Annotated in this window: 24 protein-coding genes; 16 read left to right on the forward strand and 8 right to left on the reverse strand. The window is 61.6% G+C overall.

What is annotated here, in order from left to right; translation table 11 throughout:
* Nucleotides 1–60 precede the first annotated feature (60 nt).
* The 7 genes from PspS35_RS06575 to PspS35_RS06605 all read right to left on the reverse strand — a co-directional run bounded on the left by PspS35_RS06575 (nucleotide 61) and on the right by PspS35_RS06605 (nucleotide 8,271).
* Entirely contained in the window at nucleotides 61–1,485 is a 1,425-nt protein-coding gene (locus tag PspS35_RS06575; RefSeq protein ID WP_159933240.1) for a gamma-aminobutyraldehyde dehydrogenase, read from the reverse strand.
* A gap of 159 nt (nucleotides 1,486–1,644) precedes the next feature.
* Nucleotides 1,645–2,454, reverse strand: a complete 810-nt coding sequence (locus PspS35_RS06580; protein ID WP_159933241.1) for an ABC transporter permease — start codon at nucleotides 2,452–2,454, stop codon at nucleotides 1,645–1,647.
* Nucleotides 2,444–3,373, reverse strand: a complete 930-nt coding sequence (locus PspS35_RS06585; protein ID WP_032891733.1) for an ABC transporter permease — start codon at nucleotides 3,371–3,373, stop codon at nucleotides 2,444–2,446. Before PspS35_RS06585 ends, PspS35_RS06580 begins: the two co-directional genes overlap by 11 nt.
* 1 nt (nucleotide 3,374) lies before the next feature.
* A complete protein-coding gene (locus PspS35_RS06590) occupies nucleotides 3,375–4,409 on the reverse strand; it encodes an ABC transporter ATP-binding protein (protein ID WP_159933242.1) in 1,035 nt (344 codons plus the stop codon).
* A gap of 135 nt (nucleotides 4,410–4,544) precedes the next feature.
* The gene (gene ydcS, locus PspS35_RS06595) at nucleotides 4,545–5,696 is read right to left on the reverse strand and encodes a putative ABC transporter substrate-binding protein YdcS (RefSeq protein WP_159933243.1); all 1,152 of its coding nucleotides are present in this window, start codon (nucleotides 5,694–5,696) and stop codon (nucleotides 4,545–4,547) included.
* Nucleotides 5,697–5,769: 73 nt separating this feature from the next.
* The gene (locus tag PspS35_RS06600; protein ID WP_174244863.1) at nucleotides 5,770–7,227 is read right to left on the reverse strand and encodes a gamma-aminobutyraldehyde dehydrogenase; all 1,458 of its coding nucleotides are present in this window, start codon (nucleotides 7,225–7,227) and stop codon (nucleotides 5,770–5,772) included.
* Nucleotides 7,228–7,359: 132 nt separating this feature from the next.
* A complete protein-coding gene (locus PspS35_RS06605; RefSeq protein ID WP_159933245.1) occupies nucleotides 7,360–8,271 on the reverse strand; it encodes a LysR family transcriptional regulator in 912 nt (303 codons plus the stop codon).
* A 168-nt stretch (nucleotides 8,272–8,439) separates the two neighbouring features.
* Here PspS35_RS06605 and PspS35_RS06610 point away from each other — a divergent pair, with 168 nt between their 5' ends.
* The 16 genes from PspS35_RS06610 to PspS35_RS06685 all read left to right on the forward strand — a co-directional run bounded on the left by PspS35_RS06610 (nucleotide 8,440) and on the right by PspS35_RS06685 (nucleotide 24,910).
* Nucleotides 8,440–9,147 carry a tellurite resistance TerB family protein gene (locus PspS35_RS06610; protein WP_159933246.1) on the forward strand — a complete coding sequence of 236 codons (708 nt, stop codon included), beginning with the start codon at nucleotides 8,440–8,442 and terminating at the stop codon, nucleotides 9,145–9,147.
* 303 nt (nucleotides 9,148–9,450) lie between these two features.
* Nucleotides 9,451–11,073: a methyl-accepting chemotaxis protein gene (locus tag PspS35_RS06615; RefSeq protein ID WP_159933247.1), complete on the forward strand. Its 1,623-nt coding sequence runs from the start codon at nucleotides 9,451–9,453 to the stop codon at nucleotides 11,071–11,073.
* A complete protein-coding gene (locus tag PspS35_RS06620) occupies nucleotides 11,073–11,585 on the forward strand; it encodes a chemotaxis protein CheW (RefSeq protein ID WP_159933248.1) in 513 nt (170 codons plus the stop codon). Before PspS35_RS06615 ends, PspS35_RS06620 begins: the two co-directional genes overlap by 1 nt.
* On the forward strand, nucleotides 11,582–12,838 hold the full coding sequence (locus tag PspS35_RS06625) for a protein-glutamate O-methyltransferase CheR (protein WP_159933249.1): 1,257 nt from the start codon (nucleotides 11,582–11,584) through the stop codon (nucleotides 12,836–12,838). Before PspS35_RS06620 ends, PspS35_RS06625 begins: the two co-directional genes overlap by 4 nt.
* Nucleotides 12,835–13,536, forward strand: coding sequence for a chemotaxis protein CheW (locus tag PspS35_RS06630; RefSeq protein WP_159933250.1), 702 nt, complete (start codon nucleotides 12,835–12,837; stop codon nucleotides 13,534–13,536). The genes PspS35_RS06625 and PspS35_RS06630 overlap by 4 nt, the downstream gene beginning before the upstream one ends.
* Nucleotides 13,533–15,809, forward strand: coding sequence for a hybrid sensor histidine kinase/response regulator (locus PspS35_RS06635; RefSeq protein WP_159933251.1), 2,277 nt, complete (start codon nucleotides 13,533–13,535; stop codon nucleotides 15,807–15,809). The genes PspS35_RS06630 and PspS35_RS06635 overlap by 4 nt, the downstream gene beginning before the upstream one ends.
* Nucleotides 15,806–16,816 carry a chemotaxis response regulator protein-glutamate methylesterase gene (locus PspS35_RS06640; protein ID WP_159933252.1) on the forward strand — a complete coding sequence of 337 codons (1,011 nt, stop codon included), beginning with the start codon at nucleotides 15,806–15,808 and terminating at the stop codon, nucleotides 16,814–16,816. Before PspS35_RS06635 ends, PspS35_RS06640 begins: the two co-directional genes overlap by 4 nt.
* Nucleotides 16,817–16,864: 48 nt before the next feature.
* The gene (locus PspS35_RS06645; RefSeq protein WP_159933253.1) at nucleotides 16,865–17,866 is read left to right on the forward strand and encodes a PleD family two-component system response regulator; all 1,002 of its coding nucleotides are present in this window, start codon (nucleotides 16,865–16,867) and stop codon (nucleotides 17,864–17,866) included.
* A 156-nt stretch (nucleotides 17,867–18,022) separates the two neighbouring features.
* Nucleotides 18,023–19,118 (forward strand): peptide chain release factor 2 gene (gene prfB / locus PspS35_RS06650; RefSeq protein ID WP_101267159.1). Its coding sequence is split into 2 segments (ribosomal slippage): nucleotides 18,023–18,094 and nucleotides 18,096–19,118, totalling 1,095 coding nucleotides; the frame shifts between segments, so codons are not numbered across the junction.
* A 78-nt stretch (nucleotides 19,119–19,196) separates the two neighbouring features.
* Nucleotides 19,197–20,699 carry a lysine--tRNA ligase gene (gene lysS, locus PspS35_RS06655; RefSeq protein ID WP_159933254.1) on the forward strand — a complete coding sequence of 501 codons (1,503 nt, stop codon included), beginning with the start codon at nucleotides 19,197–19,199 and terminating at the stop codon, nucleotides 20,697–20,699.
* A gap of 106 nt (nucleotides 20,700–20,805) precedes the next feature.
* A complete protein-coding gene (locus tag PspS35_RS06660; protein ID WP_032891717.1) occupies nucleotides 20,806–21,522 on the forward strand; it encodes a TetR family transcriptional regulator in 717 nt (238 codons plus the stop codon).
* 15 nt (nucleotides 21,523–21,537) lie between these two features.
* Nucleotides 21,538–22,086, forward strand: a complete 549-nt coding sequence (locus PspS35_RS06665) for a hypothetical protein (RefSeq protein WP_159933255.1) — start codon at nucleotides 21,538–21,540, stop codon at nucleotides 22,084–22,086.
* A 22-nt stretch (nucleotides 22,087–22,108) separates the two neighbouring features.
* Nucleotides 22,109–23,386, forward strand: a complete 1,278-nt coding sequence (locus tag PspS35_RS06670; protein WP_159933256.1) for a flavohemoglobin expression-modulating QEGLA motif protein — start codon at nucleotides 22,109–22,111, stop codon at nucleotides 23,384–23,386.
* A 27-nt stretch (nucleotides 23,387–23,413) separates the two neighbouring features.
* Nucleotides 23,414–24,319, forward strand: coding sequence for an alpha/beta hydrolase (locus PspS35_RS06675; protein ID WP_159933257.1), 906 nt, complete (start codon nucleotides 23,414–23,416; stop codon nucleotides 24,317–24,319).
* Nucleotides 24,316–24,642, forward strand: a complete 327-nt coding sequence (locus PspS35_RS06680; protein ID WP_159933258.1) for a hypothetical protein — start codon at nucleotides 24,316–24,318, stop codon at nucleotides 24,640–24,642. The genes PspS35_RS06675 and PspS35_RS06680 overlap by 4 nt, the downstream gene beginning before the upstream one ends.
* Before the next feature lie 112 nt (nucleotides 24,643–24,754).
* The gene (locus tag PspS35_RS06685) at nucleotides 24,755–24,910 is read left to right on the forward strand and encodes a type III secretion protein (RefSeq protein WP_159933259.1); all 156 of its coding nucleotides are present in this window, start codon (nucleotides 24,755–24,757) and stop codon (nucleotides 24,908–24,910) included.
* Nucleotides 24,911–24,959: 49 nt separating this feature from the next.
* On the opposite strand, the gene PspS35_RS06690 is transcribed toward PspS35_RS06685, so the two are convergent.
* Complete coding sequence (locus PspS35_RS06690; protein WP_159933260.1) at nucleotides 24,960–25,745, reverse strand: OmpA family protein; 786 nt, start codon at nucleotides 25,743–25,745, stop codon at nucleotides 24,960–24,962.
* Nucleotides 25,746–25,796: the final 51 nt, after the last annotated feature.

The raw sequence follows: 25,796 nt of genomic DNA on the forward strand, positions 1-25,796 counted from the left end.
ACCTGAGATTTTATTGTGGTAGGACCCAGCACCCAAGGCAGGTGCCGGGGAAACGCTCGATCAGTGTTTGAACATCACATGGCGAACCGTGGTGTAGTCCTCCAGCCCATACATGGACATGTCCTTGCCGTACCCCGACAGTTTCTGACCGCCGTGGGGCATTTCGCTTACGAGCATGAAGTGGGTGTTCACCCACGTGCAGCCATACTGCAACCGTGCGGCCAAACGATGGGCGCGGCCCACATCGGCGGTCCATACGGACGACGCCAAGCCATAGTCCGAATCATTGGCCCAGCCCAACACCTGTGCTTCGTCGGTGAACTTGGTCACCGACACTACCGGCCCGAACACCTCGCGGCGCACGATCTCATCGTCCTGCTGCGCATCGGCTAATACCGTCGGTTCAAAGAAGAACCCGTTGCCTTCCACCGCCTTGCCACCCGTCACCAGGCGGATATGCGGTTGCGCCACGGCCCGTTCGACAAACCCGGCCACGCGGTCGCGGTGTTGCGCGGTGATCAGCGGGCCCAGCTCGGTGGCCGGGTCATCCTGTAAACCGTACTTGATGCTCGCCACCGCGGCGCCGAGTTTCTCGACAAAGGCATCGTAGATATCCGCCTGGGCGTAGATGCGGCACGCGGCGGTGCAGTCCTGGCCTGCGTTGTAGAAACCGAAGGTGCGAATGCCTTCCACGGCGGCGTCGATATCCGCGTCGTTGAAGATGATCACCGGGGCCTTGCCGCCCAACTCCATGTGCATGCGCTTTACGCTGTCGGCCGTGCTGGAAATGATATTTGCGCCAGTGGCGATGGAGCCGGTCAGCGACACCATGCGCACTTTCGGGTGGTTCACCAGCGGGCTGCCGACGGTAGGCCCACGGCCGAACACCAGGTTGAGGACGCCGGCCGGGAAAATCTGCGACGCCAGTTCGACCATGCGCAGCGCGGTCAGCGGGGTTTGTTCCGACGGCTTGAGGACCACGGTATTACCGGCGGCCAGGGCTGGGGCGATTTTCCAGGCGACCATCATCAGCGGGTAGTTCCACGGCGCGATGGAGGCGATCACGCCCACCGGGTCGCGGCGGATCATCGAGGTGTGGCCGGGCAGGTATTCGCCGCCGGCCGAGCCGCTCATGCAGCGGCTGGCGCCGGCGAAGAAGCGGAACACATCGGCAATCGCCGGGATCTCATCGTTCAGCGCGGCGCTGTAGGGTTTGCCGCAGTTGTCCGACTCCAGCTTGGCCAGCTCCTCGCCATGGGCTTCGATCGCGTCTGCCAGTTTCAGCAGCAGCAGCGAGCGATCCTTGGGCGGGGTTTGCGACCAGCTTTCAAAAGCGGCATCGGCAGCACGCACGGCCGCGTCGACCTGGGCTTCGCTGGCTTCGTTGATTTCCACCAGTACCCGGCCCAACGCCGGGTTGAAGATGGCTTGGGCCGGGCCTTCGCCTTCGACCAGTTGGCCGTTGATCAGTAATTTGGTTTGCATGGTTCAGCTCTCCACAAAACGACGGTTGCTGCCTGAGGAAACCCGATTCAAATGTGGGAGCTGGCTTGCCTGCGACAGCGGTGCTTCAGTCGATACTGCTATCGCAGGCAAGCCAGCTCCCACATTGACCGTGTTTCAACAGTGGCTATGTGTTGTTAGTTATTTACCGCCACTCCCCGCCACGCTTTCACCGCCGCGCGTCAGGTAATAGGCGCCGAGAATCGGGAACATCGTTACCAACATCACCAGCATCGCCACCACGTTGGTCACCGGCACATCCCGTGGGCGGCTCAATTGGTTGAGCAACCACAGCGGCAACGTGCGCTCGTGGCCCGCCGTGAAGGTGGTGACGATGATTTCGTCGAATGACAACGCAAAGGCGAGCATGCCGCCGGCCAGCAGGGCCGAGCCCAGGTTGGGCATGATGATGTAGCGGAAGGTCTGCCAGCCGTCGGCGCCCAGGTCCATCGAGGCTTCGATCAGGCTGTGGGAGGTGCGGCGCAAACGGGCGATGACGTTGTTGTAGACGATCACCACGCAGAAGGTCGCGTGGCCGACGATGATGGTGAACATCCCGGGCTCGATGCCCAATGTCTTGAACGTCGCCAGCAGCGCAATACCGGTGATGATCCCCGGCAGCGCGATCGGCAGGATCAGCATCAGCGACACGCCTTGCTTGCCGAAGAACTCCCGGCGATACAGCGCCGCCGAGGCCAGTGTGCCGAGTACCATCGCGATCAGGGTGGCGATGGCGGCGATCTGCAGCGACAGCTTGATCGACTCCAGCACGTCCGGCCGGGCGAAGGCCACGCTGAACCACTTCAACGTAAAGCCCTGGGGCGGAAAGCTGAACGCGGCTTCTTCGGTGTTGAAGGCGTAGAGGAAGATGATCAGGATCGGGAAATGGAGAAACACCAATCCACCCCAGGCGGCGATCTTCAAACTCAAGCTGGATTTGTCAGAGTGCATCGAAGGCCCCCAGGCGTTTGACGATGGACAGGTAAACCGCGATCAGCACGATCGGCACCAGGGTGAACGCCGCGGCCATGGGCATGTTGCCAATGGCGCCTTGCTGGGCGTACACCATGCCGCCGACGAAGTAACCCGGTGGGCCAACCAATTGCGGCACGATGAAATCGCCCAGGGTCAGCGAAAAGGTGAAGATCGAACCGGCGGCAATCCCCGGAATCGACAGCGGCAAAATCACTTGCATGAACGTCTGGCGCGGCTTGGCGCCGAGGTCCGCTGACGCTTGCAGCAGCGACGGCGGCAAACGCTCCAGCGACGCCTGGATCGGCAGGATCATGAACGGCAGCCAGATATAGACGAACACCATGAACCGCCCCAAGTGCGAGGTGCTCAAGGTGCTGCCGCCCACGCCTGGAATGCCCAGCACGAACTGCAACACCGGCTCCAGGCCCAGGTGCTGGACGAACCACTGCGCCACGCCACCCTTGGCCAGCAGCAAGGTCCAGGCATACGCCTTGACGATATAACTGGCCCACATCGGCATCATCACCGCGATGTAAAAGAACGCCTTGGTCTTGCCCGTGGTGTAGCGCGCCATGTAGTAGGCAATCGGGAAGGCCACGATGGCGCTGGCGATCGACACCACAATCGCCATGCTCAAGGTGCGCAGGATGATGTCGAAGTTCGACGGCTGGAACAGCGCGGCGAAGTTGGCCAGGGTCAGGTCCGGCGTGACCGCCATGGTGAAGTCGTCGAAGGTGTAGAAACCTTGCCACAGCAGGGTCAGCAACGAGCCGAGGTAGATCGCGCCGAACCAGATCAGCGGCGGTATCAGCAACATCGCCAGGTACAGGTTGGGCTTGCGGTACAACAGGTTGGAAAACCTGCGCATCGGCGGTTGGGAAAGGGCCAGGCTCATGTCACACCTCGCCTGCGCTGTCGGTCAGCGGGGTCATGGCTTCCCGCGCCCAGCGCGCGGTGATGGATTGGCCGACCTGATGGCCGCTGCTGATATCCAGCCACTGGTTGTTGGCCTGGCTGATATTCAGCGCCTGGCCGTTTTCCAGTTTCAGCTCATAGCGGGTGGCGCTGCCCTGGTACTGGATGTCATGCAGCAGGCCGCTGATTTCAACTTCACCGGCACCCAGCGGGCCTTCGGCAAACCGCACGTGTTCCGGGCGGATCGAAAACGGCTGCGCGCTGCCGCTGAGGCGCTGGGCCAGCTCGCCGCGAATCACGTTGGAGGTGCCGACGAACTCGGCGACAAACGCGGTAGCCGGTTTCATGTACAGGTTGCGCGGTGTGTCGACTTGTTCGATGCGGCCTTTGTTGAACACCGCCACCCGGTCGGACATCGACAGTGCTTCGGTCTGGTCGTGGGTGACGAAGATGAAGGTGATGCCGAGCTGGCGTTGCAGCTTTTTCAGCTCGCTCTGCATCTGTTCGCGCAGCTTGAGGTCAAGGGCGCCCAGGGGTTCGTCGAGCAGCAATACGCGGGGGCGATTGACCAGGGCGCGGGCCAGGGCCACACGCTGGCGTTGCCCACCGGAGAGTTGCACCGGCTTGCGCTCGCCATAACCGCCGAGGGCGACCATGCCCAAGGCTTCTTCGGCGCGGTTCAAACGTTCGGTCTTGCCCACGCCTTTGACCTTGAGGCCATAGGCTACGTTGTCGCGCACATTCATATGGGGGAACAGCGCGTAATCCTGGAACACGGTGTTTACATCACGCTGATACGGCGGCAAGCCGGCGGCTTCCTCGCCATGAATCCGGATCGAGCCGGCACTTGGCTGCTCGAAGCCCGCGATCAGGCGCAGGCAAGTGGTCTTGCCCGAGCCGGAAGGGCCGAGCATGGAAAAGAACTCGCCGTCCTGGATATCGATGGAAACCCGGTCAACGGCTTTCACTTCGCCGAACTGACGGGAAACGTGGGTGAATTGGACTGCAAGCGTCATGGTGCGGTGCTCCAAAAAAGCATGGGCCGTCGCAGCGGCCCGGTCTGGGCTTCTGAACAAAACTACAGGTGTGTATACGGTCGGTGTGGGAGGGGGCTTGCCCCCTCCCACAGGGGCCGAGGTTGTCAGGAAGATTTACCTGCCGCCCATGATCGCGATGTAATCCTGGGTCCAGCGGCTGTACGGCACGAACTTGCCGCCTTCAGCCTGCGGGGTTTTCCAGAAGGCGATCTTGTCGAACTGGTCGAAGCCGTTGGTCTTGCAGCCTTCGGCGCCGAGCAGTTCGCTTCCCTTGCAGGCCGCTGGCACCGCCGGCAGCGAGCCGAACCACGCCGCAACATCGCCCTGGACCTTGGGCTGCAACGACCAGTCCATCCACTTGTAGGCGCAGTTCGGATGCTTGGCTTCACTGTGCAGCATGGTGGTGTCGGCCCAGCCGGTGGCGCCTTCTTTGGGGATGGTCGAGGCGATCGGCTGCTTCTCATTGACCAGGCCGTTGACCTGATAAGGCCAGGCGCTGGAGGCCACCACGCCTTCGTTCTTGAAGTCACTCATTTGCACAGTGGTGTCGTGCCAGTAGCGGTGGATCAACGGTTGCTGGGCGCGCAACAGGTCGAGCACGGCTTTGTACTGGGTTTCGGTCAGTTCGTACGGGCTCTGGATGCCCAGTTCCGGCTTGGTGGCCTTGAGGTACAGCGCCGCATCGGCGATGTAGATCGGGCCGTCATACGCTTGCACGCGGCCTTTGTTCGGCTTGCCGTCCGGCAGGTTCTGGGGGTTGAACAGCACGTCCCAACTGGTGGGCGCGGTCTTGAACACGTTGGTGTTGTACATCAGCACGTTCGGGCCCCACTGGTAGGGGGTGCCGTAGGTCTGCTGGCCGACCACGTACCACGGCGCATCTTTAAGGCGTGGGTCGATGTTCTTCCAGTTGGGGATCAGCGAGGTGTTGATCGGCTGCACACGCTTACCGACGATCAACCGCAGCGATGCGTCGCCCGATGCGGTGACCAAGTCATACCCACCCTTGGCCATCAAACTGACCATTTCGTCAGAGGTGGCGGCGGTTTTCACATTGACCTTGCAGTCGGTTTCCTTCTCGAAACCGGTGACCCAGTCGTAGGCCTTGTCGCTTTCGCCACGTTCGATATAGCCAGGCCAGGCGACGATATCCAGCTGGCCCTCACCAGCGCCTACGGCCTTGAGCGGTTCGGCGGCCTGGAGGCTGGCGCTGGCCAGCAGCGCGGTAGTCAGGGCGCTGAGCAGTGCGGTCTTGTGCGCGGACATGGGGGTTCCCTCTTCTTTAATTATGGTCGGGGCAGTTGTGTGCAACGGGTGACGCAGAAGCTTAGTTGTTGTTTTAAAGATGTTGGCCGTGGCGGGCCATGATGTGGCGCACCACGCTGTAGTCCTGTAGCGAATCGCTGGACAGATCTTTCCCATACCCTGAGCGCTTCAAACCGCCGTGGGGCATTTCGCTGACCAGCATGAAATGGCTGTTGATCCAGGTGCAGCCGTATTGCAGGCGCGCCGCCACCTGCATGGCTTTGTCCAGGTTCTGGGTCCACACCGATGAGGCCAGGCCGTATTCGGAATCGTTGGCCCAGTCCACCGCCTGCTCCAGCTCGTCGAAGCGCGTTACGGTGACCACCGGGCCGAACACTTCACGTTGGACGATTTCGTCATTCTGTTTACAGCCAGCCAGCAAGGTCGGCTGGTAATAGAAGCCCGCGCCCGAATGCACCGCAGCGCCAGTGACCCGTTCGATGTGGGGCTGGCCGAGGGCGCGCTCGACAAAACTGGCCACGCGGTCGCGCTGGCGCGTGCTGATCAGCGGGCCGAGTTCGTTGTCGGCATCGCGCTTGCCGGCAAAGCGCAGGCTGCTGACCGCCGCGCCGAGCTCGGCGACCAATTTGTCGTGGATGCCGGCCTGGGCATAGATACGGCACGCGGCGGTGCAATCCTGGCCGGCGTTGTAATAGCCGTAGGCGCGCACGCCTTCGACCACGGCTTGCAGGTCGGCGTCGTTGCACACGATCACCGGCGCCTTGCCACCCAGCTCCAGGTGCGTGCGTTTCAGGGTTTTCGACGCGGCTTGCAGGATTTTTTGCCCAGTGACGATATCGCCGGTCAGGGAAACCATGCGCACTTTCGGGTGGCTGACCAGATGGCTGCCCACACCTTCGCCGCCGCCACAGAGGATGTTGATGACCCCGCGTGGTAACAAGTCCTTCAGCACCGGCGCCAATGCCAGGATCGACAGCGGCGTGTGTTCCGATGGCTTGAACACCAAGGTATTACCGGCAGCGAGGGCCGGGGCGATCTTCCAGGCCGCCATCATCAATGGGTAGTTCCACGGTGCGATGGAGGCAACCACGCCAATTGGATCGCGCCGCACCATGCTCGTGTAGCCCGGCAGGTATTCGCCGCTCAGTTGCCCGGTCTGGCAGCGCACGGCCCCGGCGAAGAAGCGGAACACGTCGACGGTCGCGCTCAAGTCATCCTGGCGCGCCAGGTGCAATGGCTTGCCGCAGTTCAGGGATTCCAGGCGGGCGAGGTAGTCGGCTTGCTTTTCGATGGCATCGGCGATGCCCAGCAGAATGTTCGAACGTTGCTGCGGCGTGGTCCGCGACCAACCGGCAAACGCGCGGTGAGCGGCGAGGATTGCCGATTCCACCTGCTCGGTGCTGGCTTCGGCGATCTGGGTGAGCACTTCACCGGTGGCCGGGTTGAGGATCGGTTCGGCGAACCCCTGGCCCTGGACCAGTTCGCCGTCGATCAGCAACGCAGTGAGCAGCGGGGTGGGCGCGCCGGACATTTTTCGCGATCTCTTTTGTTGTGTGGTCATGGGCGTTCTCTTACAAGGCGCCTGACCTTCTCTTATGGATAGAGAGAGACTAGAGGTCAGGCGCGAGGTCAACAAATACTAAATACTGAATGCAGCGTTCGATTAAATAGATGGCTTGCGTGGATGAGGTTGTTCGCGGGCGACCGTCAGGAACGGGTCCACCAAGGCGGGCCGTGCCGTTCCGCGGCGCCAGGCCAGGCCTACATCGAGGGTCTGGCTGAGGTCGGCTATCGGCCGGGCTTCAATAATGTCGCCCTCCAAGGACCAGGGGCGGTAGGTCATGTCCGGTTGAATCGACACGCCCAGGCCTGCGGCCACCAGGCTGCGCACTGCTTCGGTGGAGGCGGTGCGCAGGGTCACGCGTGGTTGTAGGCCGGCGCCCGCCCACAGGCGCTGGGCGTTGTGGCCCATTTCGTCGACATTCAGTTGAATCAGCGGCTCGCGCGCCACATCGGCCAGGTTGATGCTGTCGTGTTCCAGCAGCGGGTGCTGGGCCGGCAACCACAGGCGGTGGGGCGAGTGGGTCAGCACTTCGGTTTGCAGGGCGTGGCGGTCTTCCAGGTTGGAGAGGATCAGCACGCCCACATCAATTTCGCCGCTGACCAGCAAGTGTTCGATATACGGGCGCTCGTCCTCCATCACGCGGATTTCCACGTTGGGGTAGGCGCGCTGGAAACGGGTGAGCAAATCCGCCAGGTAATAGCCCGCCACCAGGCTGGTCACGCCGATGATCAATTGCCCGGCCACTTGGTCGGTGCTCTGTTGCAGGCTGCGCTTGGCGTTGTCGACGGTGGTGAGGATCAGGTGCGCCTGGCGCAGGAACTGATGGCCCTGGTGCGTCAGGGTCATGCCCTTGGTGTGGCGGTTGAACAGGTTCACCCCGATTTCCTGCTCCAGTTGCTGGATCGCCAGGGTCAGGGTCGACTGGGAAATGAACGCGGTTTGCGCGGCGGCAGAGATCGAACCGGTCTCGGCCACGGCGATAAAGTGCCGGATTTGACGCAAGGTCATCATGCTGGAATTACCAGTGGGGTGTTTTTATAGATTTATCCGAGTGTATATCGGTTTTAGCGAACGGCACCGGCGTTACATCTGGAAGCACTCTAGATCGGGGCTTTTTGGCACTTAGTTTTACGCTGGGGGCCTATTGGTCCTATGAACCCAAGTGCCTGGAGGCTACGAATGAATACCCGTGGATTGCTCGATCAGTTGCTCAAGTCCGGCCAGGACATGTTGCAAAACAAGGCAGGCGGTCAACGCAAGCAGGACGACAAGGGCGCCCTCGGCGGTCTGCTCGGCGGTGGCGGGCTGGGCAGCCTGCTCGGCGGCGCCGGTGGTGGCGCCCTGGCAGCGGGTGCGATGGGCCTGTTGCTGGGCAACAAGAAAGCGCGCAAGTTCGGCGGCAAAGCCCTGACCTATGGTGGTCTGGCCGCATTGGGTGTGATTGCCTACAAGGCCTACGGCAACTGGCAGGCCAATCAAGCCAATGCGCCCAAGGGTGAGCCGCAGACCATCGACCGTCTGCCACCGGCCCAGGTCGAACAACACAGCCAGGGCATTCTCAAGGCGCTGGTCGCAGCGGCCAAGGCCGATGGCCATGTGGACGAACGCGAGCGCGAACTGATCGAAGGCGAGTTCACCAAGCTGGACAACGACCGCGAACTGCACAGCTGGCTGCACGCCGAACTGAACAAACCCCTGGACCCGGCCGATGTCGCCCGTGCGGCCAGCACCCCGGAAATGGCGGCCGAGATGTATATCGCCAGCGTGATGCTGGTGGACGAAGAGAACTTCATGGAGAAGGCGTATCTGGACGAACTGGCTCGCCAGCTCAAACTTGAGCCTGGATTGAAGCTGGAGTTGGAAAAGCAGGTACGGCTTAACCAATAAGCACCCATGCACACGTATCCAAATGGGGGAGGGGGCTTGCCCCCGATGAGCATGGGTATCTACACAACTCTCAAGGGCTCACCACAGGGTTCTGTATCAACCTTTAAGAGTTGGGTAGATACCTATGCCCCGATGACGGTAGTCAGCAGCAGGCAGGTTGACTGACACAACACCATCGGGATGCAAGCCCCTTCCCACAGCCGTTTTTGCATTCTGTGAGCGCTACATCAAAAGCCATTGATTAATGAGGGCTTCTGCTCAGCTATACTCCCCCCCATTTGAATGGCCCTTCGAGGAATTACTGTGAAGAACTGGACCTTGCGCCAACGCATCCTGGCAAGTTTTGCGGTCATTATCGCCATCATGCTGTTAATGGTCGTGGTCTCCTATTCACGGTTGCTGAAGATCGAAACCAGCGAGGTTGCCGTACGCGATGACGCGGTGCCGGGGGTTTACCTCAGCTCGATGATCCGCAGCGCGTGGGTCGACAGCTACCTGCAAACCATCGATATCATTGGTCTGCGCGAGGATAAAGCCTTCACCAATACCGACAAGAACGACTACAAGGCCTTCGAAGCGCGCATCGAGCAGCAGATAGCCAGTTACGAAAAAACCGTGCACACCCAGGCTGACCGCATGGAGTTCGATAACTTCAAGGCCGCACACATCAATTACAACAAGGTCCTTGAGCAAGTGCTGGACCGTGTCCAGAACAATGACCTGCCGGCTGCGCGTGAAATGCTTGAAGAGCAACTGACGCCGATCTGGACCGAAGGTCGCATGAAGCTCAATGACATTATTACCGAGAACAAAAACGTCTCTGACCGTGCCACCGCGGCCATTGATGACGCCGTGCTGTCGGCCAAGATCAGCATGGGTGTGTCGCTGATCATCGCCATCCTGGCCGCCGGCCTGTGCGGCCTGCTGCTGATGCGCGCAATCATGGCGCCGATGCAGCGCATCGTCGAAATCCTCGACACCATGCGCACCGGCGATCTGAGCAAGCGCCTGAACCTGGAGCGCAAGGACGAATTCGGTGCGGTGGAAACCGGCTTCAACGACATGATGACCGAGCTCACGGCCTTGGTCTCCCAGGCCCAGCGCTCGTCGGTGCAGGTCACCACCTCGGTGACCGAGATTGCGGCCACGTCCAAGCAGCAGCAGGCCACCGCCACTGAAACTGCCGCGACTACCACCGAGATTGGCGCCACTTCGCGGGAAATCGCCGCCACTTCCAAGGATCTGGTGCGCACCATGACCGAAGTGTCGACTGCCGCCGACCAGGCTTCGGTGGCCGCCGGTTCTGGCCAGCAAGGCCTGGCGCGTATGGAAGAGACCATGCACTCGGTGATGGGCGCCGCCGACCTGGTGAACGCCAAACTGGCGATCCTCAATGAGAAGGCCGGCAACATCAACCAGGTGGTGGTGACCATCGTCAAGGTCGCCGACCAGACCAACCTGCTGTCCCTGAACGCCGCCATCGAAGCTGAAAAGGCCGGTGAGTATGGGCGCGGGTTTGCCGTGGTCGCCACCGAAGTGCGCCGTCTGGCCGACCAGACCGCCGTGGCCACCTACGACATCGAGCAGATGGTGCGTGAGATTCAGTCGGCGGTGTCCGCTGGGGTGATGGGCATGGACAAGTTCTCCGAAGAAGTGCGGCGCGGCATGTTCGAAGTGCAGCAAGTGGGCGAGCAACTCTCGCAGATCATCCACCAGGTCCAAGCCTTGGCGCCGCGGGTGCTGATGGTCAATGAAGGCATGCAGGCCCAGGCCACCGGCGCCGAGCAGATCAACCACGCGCTGGTGCAACTGGGGGATGCCAGCAGCCAGACCGTGGAGTCCCTGCGCCAGGCCAGCTTTGCGATTGATGAACTGAGCCAGGTTGCGGTGGGTCTGCGCAGCGGCGTGTCGCGTTTCAAAGTCTGATGAGCGACCTCGTGGCTAAACGCGGCGCCGTCCCGGCAGCGAAAAAAGCGTTGTTCCTGGTGTTTCACATTGGCAGCGAACGCTTTGCCCTCAAGGCCACCGAAGTGGCCGAGGTGCTGCCGCGCCTGCCGCTCAAGCCCATCGCCCATGCGCCCACCTGGGTGGCGGGCATCTTTGCCCATCGTGGGGCGTTGGTGCCGGTGATCGACCTGAGTGCGCTGACCTTCGGTACGCAGGCCCAGGCGCGTACCAGCACGCGGCTGGTGCTGGTCAATTACCAACCGCAGCCTTGGGTCGAGCCGCGCTGGCTCGGGCTGATCCTGGAGCAGGCCACCGACACCCTGCGGTGCGATCCCGCCGAATTCCAACCCTATGGCTTGGATAACCGCCAGGCGCGGTATCTCGGGCCGGTGCGCGAGGATGCGCTGGGGCTGATGCAATGGATTGGCGTCAATGACGTGCTCACCGATGACGTGCGCGCCTTGTTGTTTTCTGCCGAGTTGAGCGTATGAGCCACGATCCGCGCTTCTTTGCCTTCTTGAAAGAACGTATCGGCCTGGACGTCGCGTCGGTCGGCGAGGCCATCATTGAGCGCGCCGTACGCCAGCGCAGCCAGGCCGTGCAGGCGCAAACGCCGGGCGAATACTGGCAGCACCTGCAAAGCTCCCACGATGAGCAGCAAGCACTGATCGAAGCCGTGATCGTCCCCGAAACCTGGTTTTTCCGTTACCCCGAATCCTTTGCGACCTTGGCCCGGCTGGCGACTGCACGCCTGGCCGAGATCAAGCAGATGCGTGCACTGCGCATCCTCAGCCTGCCGTGTTCCACCGGTGAAGAACCCTATTCGATTGCTATGGCCCTGCTCGACGCGGGCCTGGCGCCGCACCAGTTCAAGGTACTGGGCCTGGACGTCAGCCCGTTGTCGGTGGAGCGTGCGCGGCGTGGGGTGTATGGCAAGAACTCGTTTCGCGGCAGCGATATTGCGTTTCGCGACCGACACTTCATTGAACACAGCGACGGTTTTCACATCGCCGACCGTGTGCGCGAACAGGTGCGCCTGCAGGTCGGTAATTTGCTCGACCCAGCGCTGCTGGCGAACGAGGCCAGCTACGACTTTGTGTTTTGCCGCAACCTTTTGATCTACTTCGACCAGCCGACCCAGAAGCAGGTCTTCGATGTGCTCAAAGACCTGACCCACGTGGACGGCGTGCTGTTTATCGGGCCGGCCGAGGGCAGCCTGCTGGGGCGCCACGGCATGCGTTCGATTGGAGTGCCGCAGTCGTTTGCCTTCAGCCGGCATGCCGGGCCAGTCCCGCCTGAGCCGGTGTTTGTGCCTATCCCGGTGCCCCAGCGCAGCGCGGCACCCATCCCCGTCAAGCCGCGACCGTTCAGCACCGCGCGTGCCCAGGTGGTGCCGATCAAGACAGCGCCGCCTTGCGACGCAGGTAATTTGCTCAGCCGCATTGCCACCCTGGCCAACGAAGGCAAAAGTGCCGAGGCCCGTGCTGCCTGCGAACAATATCTGAACAACCACCCGCCGGCCGCCCAGGTGTTCTACTGGCTGGGGCTGCTCAGCGATGTGGCCGGCAGTGCCCTGGAAGCCCAGGGCTATTATCGAAAAGCCTTGTACCTGGAACCCCAGCATCCGCAGGCCTTGATGCACCTGGCCGCGTTGCTGGAGTCCCAGGGCGACAGTGCGGGGGCGCGCCGCTTGCAGGCGCGGGCTGCCCGGAGCGAGCGAGCAGACAGTGAGTCCAAACGATGAGTAGCCCCGACGCGCTCGACACCGCCGGCCTGGACCTGACCCTGGCCGACACCCAGGCCATCGACGACTGCTGGAACCGCATCGGCATCCACGGCGACAAGTCCTGCCCGCTGCTGGTGGAGCATATCCACTGCCGCAACTGTGCGGTGTACTCGGCGGCCGCCACGCGCCTGCTGGACCGCTATGCGTTGCAGCAGGACGACCGTCGCCCGGAGGCCGCCGCCGAAGTCGACGAAGAGATTGTCACCCGCTCGCTGCTGATGTTCCGCCTTGGCGAAGAATGGCTGGGCATCGCCACCCGGTGCCTGGTGGAAGTGGCGCCGCTGCAACCGATTCACTCGCTGCCGCACCAACGGTCCCGTGCCTTGCTCGGCGTGGCCAATGTGCGGGGTGCGTTGGTGGCGTGCCTGTCGTTGGTCGAACTGCTCGGCCTGGACAGCACCGGCAATGCCGCCAGCGGTGGGCGGATTATGCCGCGCATGCTGATCATCGCCGCACAGGATGGCCCGGTGGTGGTGCCGGTGGACGAAGTGGACGGCATCCATGCCATCGACGAGCGCACCTTGAACGCGGCGTCGGCGTCGGGTTCCCAGGCCAGTGCACGCTTCACTCAAGGGGTGTTGCAGTGGAAGGGCCGCAGCCTGCGTTGGCTGGACGAGGCGCAATTGTTGTCCGCCGTGACCCGGAGCCTCACATGACCCCCGATCAGATGCGCGATGCGTCGCTGCTGGAACTGTTCAGCCTGGAAGCCGATGCACAGACCCAAGTCCTGAGCGCGGGCCTGCTGGCCCTGGAACGCAACCCGACCCAGGCCGACCAGCTTGAGGCGTGCATGCGCGCGGCCCACTCGCTCAAGGGCGCGGCGCGCATTGTGGGGGTGGACGCCGGGGTCAGCGTGTCCCATGTCATGGAGGATTGCCTGGTCAGCGCCCAGGAAAGCCGTCTGTACCTGCAACCCGAACATATCGACGCCTTGCTGCAAGGCACCGACCTGCTGATGCGCATCGCCACGCCGGGTAACACCGTGGGGCCGGCAGATGTGGACGCCTATGTGGCGCTGATGGAGCGCTTGCTCGATCCGTCGCAACCGACGGCCAAGGTCGCGCCGCCTGTCACGGTGCCCGAGCCGGTCCCTGTCGTTGAAGACCTGCCGCCAGAGCCCGAGCCCGCGCCGCCGGTGACCAGCGACCCGCCACGCCAGAACAAACGCATGACCGAAGGCGGCGAACGCGTCTTGCGCGTCACCGCCGAGCGCCTGAACAGCCTGTTGGATTTGTCGAGCAAATCCCTGGTGGAAACCCAGCGGCTCAAGCCTTACCTGGCGAGCATGCAGCGCCTCAAGCGTATCCAAAGCCAGAGCGTGCGCGCGCTGGACACCTTGGACGGCCAGCTCAAGGCCCTGGATCTGAACCTCGAAGCCCAGGAAGCCCTGGCCGATACCCGCCGCCTGTTGAGCGAAGCCCAAGCGCTGCTGGCAGAAAAAACCGCCGAGCTGGATGAATTCGGTTGGCAGGCCGGGCAGCGCGCCCAGGTGCTCTACGACACCGCACTGGCTTGCCGCATGCGTCCGTTTGCCGATGTTCTGGCCGGGCAGGTGCGCATGGTGCGTGACCTCGGCCGCAGCTTGGGCAAGCAAGTGCGCCTGGAGATCGAGGGCGAAAAGACCCAGGTCGACCGCGACGTGCTGGAAAAGCTTGAAGCGCCGCTCACCCATTTATTGCGCAATGCCGTCGACCACGGCATCGAAATGCCCGACCAGCGCCTGCTGGCGGGCAAGCCGGCCGAAGGGCTGATTCGTCTGCGCGCCTCCCATCAGGCCGGTTTGCTGGTGCTGGAACTGAGCGACGACGGCAACGGTGTCGACCTGGAGCGCCTGCGCGGCACCATTGTCGACCGGCATCTGTCGACCCTGGAGACGGTGCTGAACCTGAGCGAAGAGGAGCTGCTGACGTTCCTGTTCCTGCCGGGGTTCAGCCTGCGTGACAAAGTCACCGAAGTGTCCGGGCGCGGCGTCGGGCTGGATGCGGTGCAGCATATGGTCCGCCAACTGCGCGGCGCGGTGGTGCTGGAGCAGACGGCGGGGCAGGGCAGCCGTTTTCACCTGGAAGTGCCACTGACCCTCTCGGTGGTGCGCAGCCTGGTGGTGGAAGTCGGCGAAGAAGCCTATGCGTTCCCGCTGGCGCATATCGAGCGCATGTGCGACCTCGCTCCCGACGACATCGTGCAACTGGAAGGCCGCCAGCATTTCTGGCACGAAGGCCGGCATGTCGGCCTGGTCGCCGCCAGCCAACTGTTGCAGCGCCCGCCGGGGCAGAGTAATGACGAGACCTTGAAGGTGGTGGTGATCCGCGAGCGCGATGCGGTGTACGGTATCGCCGTGGAACGCTTTATCGGCGAGCGCACCTTGGTGGTGTTGCCGCTGGATGACCGCCTGGGCAAGGTCCAGGATATTTCCGCCGGCGCCTTGCTTGACGACGGCTCGGTGGTGTTGATCGTCGATGTGGAAGACATGCTGCGTTCGGTGGACAAGTTGCTCAACACCGGGCGCCTGGAACGCATCGCCCGGCGCAGCCAGCAAGCCACCGAAGCACCGCGCAAGCGGGTGCTGGTGGTGGACGACTCGCTCACCGTGCGTGAACTGCAACGCAAGCTGCTGCTTAATCGTGGTTATGAAGTGGCCGTCGCGGTCGATGGTATGGACGGTTGGAACGCCCTGCGCTCCGAAGACTTCGACCTGCTGATCACTGACATTGATATGCCTCGCATGGACGGTATTGAATTGGTCACACTCTTGCGCCGTGATAGTCGCCTGCAGTCTTTGCCGGTGATGGTGGTGTCGTACAAAGACCGTGAAGAAGATCGTCGTCGTGGGCTGGACGCTGGCGCCGACTATTACCTGGCCAAGGCCAGTTTCCATGACGACGCGTTGCTGGACGCGGTGGTGGAACTGATCGGGGGCGCGCGGGTATGAGGATAGCGATCGTCAATGACATGCCCCTGGCGGTGGAGGCCTTGCGCCGCGCCTTGAGTTTCGAGCCCACGCACCAGGTGGTGTGGGTGGCCAGCAATGGCCTTGAAGCGGTGCAGCGTTGTACCGAATTGACCCCGGACCTGATCCTGATGGACCTGATCATGCCGGTGATGGACGGCGTGGAGGCCACGCGCCAGATCATGGCCCAGACCCCGTGCGCGATCCTGTTGGTGACTGTCGACCGTCAGGCCAACATGAGCCGAGTCTTCGAAGCAATGGGGCACGGCGCCCTGGATGTGGTGGACACGCCGGCGCTCGGCGTGGGCAATCCCAAGGATGCGGCAGCGCCGCTGTTGCGCAAAATCCTCAATATAGGCTGGCTGATCGGCCAGCGCGGCAGCCGTGTACGCGCTGAGACCACGTCTGAGCGCAACACCGGTAAACGCCAGAGCCTGGTCGCCATCGGCTCGTCGGCGGGTGGCCCGGCTGCCCTGGAAATCCTGCTCAAGGGCTTGCCCCGGGACTTTCCCGCCGCCATTGTGCTGGTGCAGCATGTGGACCAGGTGTTCGCCGCCGGCATGGCCGAGTGGCTGAGCAGCGCCTCCGGCCTGCCGGTTCGCCTGGCCTGCGAAGGTGAGCCACCGCAAAGCGGCGTGGTGCTGCTGGCCGGTACCAACCATCACATTCGTTTATTGAAGAACGGCACACTAGCCTATACCGCAGAGCCGGTGAACGAGATTTACCGGCCTTCGATCGACGTGTTCTTCGAAAGCGTGGCCAGCCACTGGAATGGCGATGCCGTCGGCGTATTGCTGACGGGCATGGGGCGCGATGGGGCCCAGGGCCTCAAGTTACTGCGTGAACAAGGTTATTTGACCATCGCCCAGGATCAGCAGAGCTCGGCGGTGTATGGGATGCCCAAAGCGGCGGCGGCGATTGATGCTGCTGTTGAAATTCGCCCACTGGATAGAATTGCGCCCCGATTGCTGGAGGTCTTTGCAAAATGACGACTTTGCGCGGTGCTGGCTTGCAGGTAGTAATTCAGGTGACTGCACATGAATGATTTACAGATCGACGACATCAAGACCGACGAAAATGCCGCCATGGTGTTGCTGGTCGACGACCAGGCCATGATCGGCGAAGCCGTCCGGCGCGGTTTGGCCCATGAAGAAAATATCGACTTTCACTTCTGCGCCGACCCGCACCAGGCGATTGCCCAGGCCATCCGTATCAAGCCGACGGTGATCCTGCAGGACTTGGTGATGCCCGGTCTTGACGGCCTGACCCTGGTGCGCGAATACCGTAACCATCCGGCCACACAGAACATCCCGATCATCGTGCTTTCCACCAAGGAAGATCCGCTGATCAAGAGTGCGGCGTTCTCGGCCGGGGCCAACGATTACCTGGTCAAGCTGCCGGACAATATCGAACTGGTGGCGCGCATTCGCTATCACTCGCGGTCCTACATGACGCTGTTGCAGCGTGATGCAGCCTACCGTGCGCTGCGGGTCAGCCAGCAACAGCTGTTGGACACCAACCTGGTGCTGCAACGGCTGATGAACTCCGATGGGTTGACCGGGCTGTCCAACCGCCGCCACTTTGACGAATACCTGGAGCTGGAATGGCGTCGTGCCATGCGCGACCAGACCCAGCTGTCGTTGCTGATGATCGATGTGGATTTCTTCAAGACCTACAACGACAGCTTCGGCCACGTGGAGGGCGATGAAGCCCTGCGCAAGGTCGCCACTACTATTCGTGAAGCCAGCAGCCGTCCTTCAGACCTGCCGGCACGTTACGGGGGTGAAGAGTTTGCGTTGGTGCTGCCGAACACCTCGCCGGGCGGCGCACGACTGGTGGCCGAGAAGCTGCGCATGGCGGTTGCTGCGCTGAAAATCCCGCATATCGCGCCGGCTGAGGGCTCCAGCCTGACGGTCAGTATCGGCCTGTCGACCACGACGCCGCAGCAGGGCACGGATTGTCGGCAGCTGATATTGGCGGCGGACAAGGGGTTGTATACGGCCAAGCACAATGGGCGCAATCAGGTCGGCATCGAGTGACTCCAGGCCGCAACAGATCAAAATGTGGGAGGGGGCTTGCCCCCTCCCACATTTAACCCTGCGTAGTCTGCCTTTTCGCCAAGCGGGCTGCCGCTCCCCCCCGTTTACCGTTATACTCGCCGGCTTTCAAAAGTTCGCCAACGAGTGCTGCCCGCCATGGAAATCAACCCGATCCTTAACACCATCAAGGACCTGTCCGAGCGCTCCGAAACTATTCGGGGGTATCTTTGACTACGATCAAAAGCATGAGCGTCTGACCGAAGTCAATCGCGAGCTTGAAGATCCCGCTGTCTGGAACAAACCCGAATACGCCCAGGAGTTGGGCCGCGAGCGCTCGGCGCTGGCGCAGATCGTCGACACCCTCGACGAGCTGAACACCGGTCTGGCCGATTGCCGTGACCTGCTGGACATGGCCGTCGAAGAAAACGACGAAGGCGCAGTGGGCGATGTCGTCGCCGAGCTGGCCCGTCTCGAGGAAAACCTCGCCAAGCTCGAATTCCGCCGCATGTTCAGCCATGAAATGGACCCGAACAACGCCTACCTGGACATCCAGGCCGGTTCCGGCGGCACCGAAGCCCAGGACTGGGCCAACATCCTGCTGCGCATGTACCTGCGCTGGGCCGACAAACGCGGCTTCGACGCGACCATCATGGAGCTGTCGGCCGGTGAAGTGGCTGGCATCAAGGGCGCAACCGTGCACATCAAGGGCGAATACGCCTTTGGCTGGTTGCGTACCGAAATCGGCGTGCACCGCCTGGTGCGCAAGAGCCCGTTCGACTCCGGCAACCGTCGCCACACCTCGTTCTCTGCCGTTTTCGTCTCCCCAGAGATCGATGACAAGGTGGAAATCGAGATCAACCCGGCCGACCTGCGGATCGACACCTACCGCTCCTCCGGTGCCGGTGGCCAGCACGTAAACACCACCGACTCGGCCGTACGGATTACCCACGTACCGACCAACACCGTGGTGAGCTGCCAGAACGAGCGTTCCCAGCACGCGAACAAGGACACCGCCATGAAAATGCTGCGGGCCAAGTTGTACGAGCAGGAAATGCAGAAGCGCAACGCTGCTTCCCAGGCGCTGGAAGACACCAAGTCGGACATCGGCTGGGGTCACCAGATCCGTTCGTATGTGCTCGATGCGTCGCGGATCAAGGATCTGCGCACTAACATCGAACGCAGCGACTGCGACAAGGTGCTCGACGGCGATATCGACGAATACCTGGAAGCCAGCCTGAAATCTGGCTTGTAATACCCCCTGTAGGAGCGGGCTTGCCCGCGATCCCCGGCCTACGCCTGGGACAACGAACCTGATGGAAAATTTTAAGACATGAGCGACCAACAACTCGACCCGCAAGCCCTGCAACAGGAAGAAAACTCCCTGATCGCCCTGCGCAAGGAAAAGCTGGCTGCCGAGCGCGCCAAGGGTAACGCCTTCCCCAACGACTTCCGCCGCGACAACTACTGCGATGCCTTGCAGAAACAGTACGCGGACAAGACCAAGGAAGAGCTGGCAGAAGCTGCGATTCCGGTCAAGGTGGCAGGTCGTATCATGCTCAACCGTGGCTCGTTCATGGTGATCCAGGACATGACCGGGCGTATCCAGGTCTACGTCAACCGCAAGACCCTGCCGGAAGAAACCCTGGCCTCGGTGAAAACCTGGGACATGGGCGACATCATAGCAGCCGAAGGTACCCTGGCCCGTTCCGGCAAAGGCGACCTGTACGTCGAGATGACCAGCGTGCGCCTGCTGACCAAGTCCCTGCGCCCACTGCCGGACAAGCACCACGGCCTGACCGACACCGAGCAGCGCTACCGTCAACGCTACGTTGACCTGATCGTCAACGAAGACGTGCGCCAGACTTTCCGCGTGCGTTCGCAAATCATCGCGCATATCCGCAGCTTCCTGATGCAGCGTGACTTCCTGGAAGTCGAAACCCCGATGCTGCAAACCATCCCTGGTGGTGCCGCAGCCAAGCCGTTCGAAACCCACCACAACGCGCTGGACATGGAAATGTTCCTGCGTATCGCGCCGGAGCTGTACCTCAAGCGCCTGGTGGTCGGCGGTTTTGAAAAGGTGTTCGAGATCAACCGCAACTTCCGTAACGAAGGCGTCTCGACCCGTCACAACCCAGAATTCACCATGTTGGAGTTCTACCAGGCTTACGCCGACTACGAAGACAACATGGACCTGACCGAAGAGCTGTTCCGCGAACTGGCGCAGCTGGTCCTGGGCAGCACCGACGTGCCGTACGGCGACAAGGTGTTCCATTTCGGCGAGCCGTTCGTACGTCTGTCGGTGTTCGACTCGATCCTCAAGTACAACCCTGAGCTGACCGCTGACGACCTCAACGATATCGACAAGGCCCGCGCCATCGCCAAGAAGGCCGGCGCCAAGGTGCTGGGCTTTGAAGGCCTGGGCAAATTGCAGGTGATGATTTTCGAAGAGCTGGTCGAGCACAAGCTGGAACAGCCGCACTTCATCACCCAGTACCCGTTCGAAGTGTCGCCGCTGGCCCGTCGCAACGATGACAACCCGAACGTCACCGACCGTTTCGAGCTGTTCATCGGTGGCCGCGAAATCGCCAACGCCTACTCCGAGCTCAACGATGCGCAAGACCAGGCCGAGCGCTTCATGGCCCAGGTGGCCGACAAGGACGCCGGCGACGACGAAGCCATGCACTACGATGCTGACTTCGTGCGTGCCCTGGAATACGGCATGCCGCCGACTGCCGGTGAAGGTATCGGTATCGATCGTCTGGTGATGTTGTTGACCAACTCGCCGTCGATCCGCGATGTGATCCTGTTCCCGCATATGCGGCCAGAAGTGTAAGCGTAGCGAAATCCGAAGCCGCCTTTTATAAGGCGGCTTTTTTATGTGGCGTTTTTAAGCGTCAAGCAAACAGCGCCAGGTTTTGATCTATTCAAGGATGTGTGTCGTGAACCGCGTAATCGCTCAAGAAGGCGCCGCCGGCATTGCTGCTGCCGTGGCTGAAAGCGTCCAGTACCAGGGCCGTAAGGCCAGCCGCCGGGGCAGCGAGCAACGCAGGCAGGACATTCTCGATGCAGCCATGCGCATCGTGGTGCGCGAAGGCGTACGCGCCGTGCGCCATCGGGCGGTGGCGGCGGAGGCAGGGGTGCCGTTGTCGGCCACTACCTATTACTTCAAGGATATCGATGACCTGCTCACTGACACCTTTGCCCAGTACGTCGAACGCAGCGCCGCGTTCATGGGCAAACTGTGGGTGCGCAACGAAGGCTTGCTGCGCGAGATGGTGGCCTACGGCGATGGTAGCCCTGAGTCGCGCTCGCAGCTGGCCGATGACATCGCGCGCCTGACTGCCGACTACGTGCTGCGCCAACTGACCAACCGCCGCGAACACCTGATGGCCGAGCAGGCCTTCCGCCAGGAAGCACTGCTGAACCCGCGCCTGGCCGAACTGGTGCGTTCTCATCAGCAGATCCTGTTGCAGGGCACTGGGCAGTTTTTCCAGGTATTGGGCTCCCGCGAGCCGCAACAGGACGCCAAGGTGTTGACGGCGATTATCAGTCGGATGGAATATCAGGGCCTGCTGGGCGGCGCAGAGCCTCTGACCGGTGAAGAGATGCTTGAGATCCTCAAGCGCTACATGCATTTGGTGTTGGCCTCGGTCTGACACCGGGGGAGTCCAATGAAAACCTGGCGTGTGGCGGTAATCGCCTTGTCGTTCCTGTTGCTTAGCGGTTGCCTGGTCACGTTCAAGGACCCGTTGCCCGCCCATGATGCGGCGCCGGATGAGTTGCTGGGCCATTGGACCAGCAGGAATGCCTGGGGCGAACCGCTCAATCTGCGCATCAGCCGTGCCGGTGAGCACCGCTACAAGGCGGTGAGCTACCCTAAAGCCACGCCGGCCCAGCGCGATGAGTACCTGTTTACCGTTTCGCGTCATGGCAACCGCTGGTACCTGTCGGCACCGTTGTCGGCCCGGTTCGGAGGGCATTACTTCCTGGCGGGGTTCGAGTTCGACGATAAGCACGAATTGGTGGTCTATAACCTCGACCTCGAACAGATTCACCAGGCCATCGGGCAACAGGTGCTGCAGGGCAGCAGCGTGGATACCGTCGAAGGCGCCGGCGTACGGGTCGACAGTTCCATGAGCCAGGTGTTTGCCTACCTGGATGATCCGGCCAATGCCGATGTGTTCGTTGAAGCCGTGCGCTACCGGCGTGCGGGTAAATAACGTTTAAAGAAGGAAACACCCGGTGGACGATTACCAGCAGACGATACGCACCTTGTCCGATCGCATTGTGCTGGCGCAAACACCGATTCGCGTCCTCGACGCCGTGAAGTGGGACGAAAACATTCGCCAGGGATTCCTCAAGGCCAAGGGCAAGGCAATGCCCGCCGTGGACCGCGACTATTACCTGAACCGCCCGCTGTCGTTCGATTCCAGCGCGGTGAAGCTGGAATTCCAGAACATCGAGCGTGACATCACCCGCCGGCTTGGCCAGTTCAGCCCGGTGGGGCAGATCATGCGTCGCATGTGCCGTGAATACCGCATGGTGGTGCGCATGCTCGAGGCACGTGGCACCGAAGACTTCGGCCTGATCTCCCAGGAGCTGTACGGCGCCGCTTCCGATGCGTTCCACGCCGGCGACCCGACGCTGGCCGACCTGGGCATGATGCTCTCCGACTACTTGAACAACATCGACGGCCGTGGCGACCTCAAGGACGAAGCCAAGACCCTGACCGCCAAGGATGCTGTCGCGCTGCTGCAAACCCGCCTCAATAAAGTGTTTGGCGAGGCAGAAGAGACCATCCGCGTGTTCGAGTCGGACGGTATCGTCGCCGACGCGGCGGCGGGTGCCGATTACATCAAGATCCGCGCCGACGCGATGTTCAACAGCCGCGACGTGCGTGCCCTGGAAGTCCATGAAGGCCTGGTGCATGTGGGCACCACCCTCAACGGCCAGAACCAGCCGATCTGCACCTTCCTGTCCAAAGGCCCACCGTCGTCCACCGTGACCCAGGAAGGCCTGGCGATCCTGATGGAGATCATCACCTTTGCCTCCTACCCGAGTCGCTTGCGCAAACTGACCAACCGCACCCGCGCCATCCACATGGTGGAAGAGGGCGCCGACTTCCTGCAGGTGTTCGAGTTCTTCCGCGAACAAGGTTTTGAAATGGCCGAAAGCTACGGCAACGCCAGCCGCGTGTTCCGTGGCTCGGTGCCCAACGGCCTGCCGTTTACCAAGGATTTGTCCTACCTCAAGGGCTTTATCATGGTCTACAACTACATTCAGCTGGCCGTGCGCAAAGGCAAGCTGGAACAAGTGCCGCTGCTGTTTTGCGGCAAGACCACCCTGGAAGACATGCGCACCCTGCGCCAACTGGTCGACGAAGGCCTGGTGGTGCCGCCCAAGTACCTGCCGGAGCAGTTTCGCGACATGAACGCACTGGCGGCGTGGATGTGCTTCTCCAACTTCCTCAACCACTTGAGCCTGGATCGGATCGAGGCGGATTACTCCAATATCCTTTAAATGCGTTTATTCACGAGGCTTCAACGGATGAGAATCCTCGGCATTCTATGCCTGCTACTTACCTTGAACGGCTGCAGTTCGCTGCTGTTCTACCCCGAGCCCGGCCTGCCCTTTACCCCAGAAAAGGCCCGGTTGGCGTACCGCGACGTGACTCTCACCACCGCTGACGGCGTGAAGCTGCACGCCTGGTGGCTGCCGGCCAAGGCTGGCGCGCCGGTCAAAGGCACGGTGCTGCACCTGCACGGCAACGGCGGCAACTTGGCCTGGCACCTGGGCGGCAGTTGGTGGTTGCCCGAGCAGGGCTATCAAGTGCTGCTAGTGGACTACCGTGGATATGGGTTGTCCGAGGGTACGCCGTCATTGCCGGCGATTTACCAGGATATCGATGCGGCGTTCAGGTGGATCGACAAGGCCCCTGAAACCCAGGGTCGACCGCTGATCGTGCTGGGTCAAAGCCTGGGCGGTGCGCTGGCGGTGCATTACCTGGCAGGACACCCGGAGCGTCAGACCCAGCTCAAGGCCCTGGTGCTGGACGGCGTGCCCGCCAGTTATCGTGACGTGGGACAATTTGCGCTGAGCACCTCTTGGTTAACATGGCCACTGCAAGTGCCCTTGTCCTGGCTGGTACCCGACGCTGACAGTGCGATCAACGCCATGGCGCAACTGACCCGTGTGCCGAAACTGCTGTTCCACAGCCTGGATGACCCCATCGTGCCCCTGGCCAACGGTATCCGCCTGTATCAGGCTGCGCCCGCGCCACGGGTGTTGCAGTTGACCCGTGGCGGCCATGTGCAGACCTTTGCCGACAAGACCTGGCAAACCGTGATGCTGCGCTATCTGGACGACCCGCAGCACTTCAACGGCCTGCGCCGCCTGGGCGAAATTGCGAACTACCCCATTCCTGAAGCTGATTCATCAGAGAGCCCGCAATGAGTGAAGAACGCAACATGATCCCGCTGATTCTCACCGGCATCGGCACCATCATCGGTACCGTCGGTTGCCTGTGGTACTACGGCTACCTGCACTTCGCGAAACCCGAAGACGCGTTGCTGCTGAGCGACTTCACCATGCTCAAGACCGTGCCCGGCGAGGACTACAAGATTTCCCTGACTCCGGCCAGCCAAGTGGCGCAATGCGTCGATGGCGTGCTGGTGATGTTCGACACCGAGCAGAAAGGCCTCAGTGGGGTACTGGTGAACAATAAGAAGCAGGCCGTGCGCTGCGTAGGCCAGGAGACACCTCAACTGCAACAATAAGCCTTCGGCGGACATATCTGGAACCGTATTGCGTAGGAAGCCACATAAGGTGTAATAACTTACGCAGAGCGGAGCCAGGAAGGTGGCTATAGCAATTGGAGCAATACGCAACATGTTGGACATGGCCAGGGGGCATGAAGCGCTGGAGCTTAGAGACGCGCAAGAACACGCGCTCAAGCAATTGATGGACAGGCTGTCTGACAACGCCTATGACACCACCACGATCACGCTGCCAGACGATGCTGATTGCCCCATCACATTCGGTTGATCAAAAAAAACCCACCTTACGGTGGGTTTTTTCGTGCAGCGTCAATCAATCAGTTAGCAACGGAAGACCGTGGCTTGACCGGCTGGTTGTCGTTGGAGATGGTCACTTCAACGCGGCGGTTCATGGCGCGACCGGAAACGCTGCCGTTATCGGCAACCGGGTATTCCTTGCCATAGCCAGTGGTCACGATGCGACGTGGGTCAACGCCCATCTTGATCAGCGCTACCTGTACCGAAGCCGCACGGCGCTCCGACAGGCTCTGGTTGTAGGCGTCTGCGCCGGTGCTGTCGGTATAGCCTTCAACAATTACCTGGCGATCCGGGTTTTCCTGGAGGAACTGCGCCAGCTTGTTGATGTTGACCAGACCGCTGGATTTCAGGTCGGCCTTGTTGGTGGCAAACAGCACATCACCAAAGGTCACCAGGGTGCCGCGCTCGGTTTGCTTGGCATTCAAGCTGTCTTGCAGTTGCTTGATCTGCGCGTCACGGGCGTCCAGCAGGGCGCGGGCGCGTTCGTCGCCGGCATTTTTCAGCTTGGCTTCGGACTCACGCAGCACGATGGTGTCTTTGGCCACTTCCACGCGCTGGTTGGTCAGGTACGCCAGTTGGTCGACTTTCTTCTGGTCTTCCTTATCGCGATAGGCTTTGTCGGCCTTGTCCAGCCAATCCTGGGCATCCTTGGTTTCCAGGGCTGCAACTTTGGTTGCGTTAGGGTTGGCTTGCAGGGCCGAGAAATTGGTCCGTGCGTTTTCCAGGTTCGCGTTCGGCGGGGTGGAGCAGGCCGCCAAGGCAACGCTCATCGCCAGCAGGGCAGGGATCATCAATTGTTTACGCATAGTCGTGTCGTCCTTTCAATTCGATATCAGGTGCGATGCAGTCGGGGGCGG

This window comes from Pseudomonas sp. S35 (assembly GCF_009866765.1).
Classification (GTDB): domain Bacteria; phylum Pseudomonadota; class Gammaproteobacteria; order Pseudomonadales; family Pseudomonadaceae; genus Aquipseudomonas.

What these genes read in the sequence shown, in the direction of transcription:
- PspS35_RS06575 (WP_159933240.1), bottom strand. Translation starts at nt 1,485, where the DNA reads ATGCAAACCAAATTACTGATCAACGGCCAACTGGTCGAAGGCGAAGGC.
- PspS35_RS06580 (WP_159933241.1), bottom strand. Translation starts at nt 2,454, where the DNA reads ATGCACTCTGACAAATCCAGCTTGAGTTTGAAGATCGCCGCCTGGGGT.
- PspS35_RS06585 (WP_032891733.1), bottom strand. Translation starts at nt 3,373, where the DNA reads ATGAGCCTGGCCCTTTCCCAACCGCCGATGCGCAGGTTTTCCAACCTG.
- PspS35_RS06590 (WP_159933242.1), bottom strand. Translation starts at nt 4,409, where the DNA reads ATGACGCTTGCAGTCCAATTCACCCACGTTTCCCGTCAGTTCGGCGAA.
- ydcS (WP_159933243.1), bottom strand. Translation starts at nt 5,696, where the DNA reads ATGTCCGCGCACAAGACCGCACTGCTCAGCGCCCTGACTACCGCGCTG.
- PspS35_RS06600 (WP_174244863.1), bottom strand. Translation starts at nt 7,227, where the DNA reads ATGTCCGGCGCGCCCACCCCGCTGCTCACTGCGTTGCTGATCGACGGC.
- PspS35_RS06605 (WP_159933245.1), bottom strand. Translation starts at nt 8,271, where the DNA reads ATGATGACCTTGCGTCAAATCCGGCACTTTATCGCCGTGGCCGAGACC.
- PspS35_RS06610 (WP_159933246.1), top strand. Translation starts at nt 8,440, where the DNA reads ATGAATACCCGTGGATTGCTCGATCAGTTGCTCAAGTCCGGCCAGGAC.
- PspS35_RS06620 (WP_159933248.1), top strand. Translation starts at nt 11,073, where the DNA reads ATGAGCGACCTCGTGGCTAAACGCGGCGCCGTCCCGGCAGCGAAAAAA.
- PspS35_RS06625 (WP_159933249.1), top strand. Translation starts at nt 11,582, where the DNA reads ATGAGCCACGATCCGCGCTTCTTTGCCTTCTTGAAAGAACGTATCGGC.
- PspS35_RS06630 (WP_159933250.1), top strand. Translation starts at nt 12,835, where the DNA reads ATGAGTAGCCCCGACGCGCTCGACACCGCCGGCCTGGACCTGACCCTG.
- PspS35_RS06635 (WP_159933251.1), top strand. Translation starts at nt 13,533, where the DNA reads ATGACCCCCGATCAGATGCGCGATGCGTCGCTGCTGGAACTGTTCAGC.
- PspS35_RS06640 (WP_159933252.1), top strand. Translation starts at nt 15,806, where the DNA reads ATGAGGATAGCGATCGTCAATGACATGCCCCTGGCGGTGGAGGCCTTG.
- PspS35_RS06645 (WP_159933253.1), top strand. Translation starts at nt 16,865, where the DNA reads ATGAATGATTTACAGATCGACGACATCAAGACCGACGAAAATGCCGCC.
- lysS (WP_159933254.1), top strand. Translation starts at nt 19,197, where the DNA reads ATGAGCGACCAACAACTCGACCCGCAAGCCCTGCAACAGGAAGAAAAC.
- PspS35_RS06665 (WP_159933255.1), top strand. Translation starts at nt 21,538, where the DNA reads ATGAAAACCTGGCGTGTGGCGGTAATCGCCTTGTCGTTCCTGTTGCTT.
- PspS35_RS06675 (WP_159933257.1), top strand. Translation starts at nt 23,414, where the DNA reads ATGAGAATCCTCGGCATTCTATGCCTGCTACTTACCTTGAACGGCTGC.
- PspS35_RS06680 (WP_159933258.1), top strand. Translation starts at nt 24,316, where the DNA reads ATGAGTGAAGAACGCAACATGATCCCGCTGATTCTCACCGGCATCGGC.
- PspS35_RS06685 (WP_159933259.1), top strand. Translation starts at nt 24,755, where the DNA reads ATGTTGGACATGGCCAGGGGGCATGAAGCGCTGGAGCTTAGAGACGCG.
- PspS35_RS06690 (WP_159933260.1), bottom strand. Translation starts at nt 25,745, where the DNA reads ATGCGTAAACAATTGATGATCCCTGCCCTGCTGGCGATGAGCGTTGCC.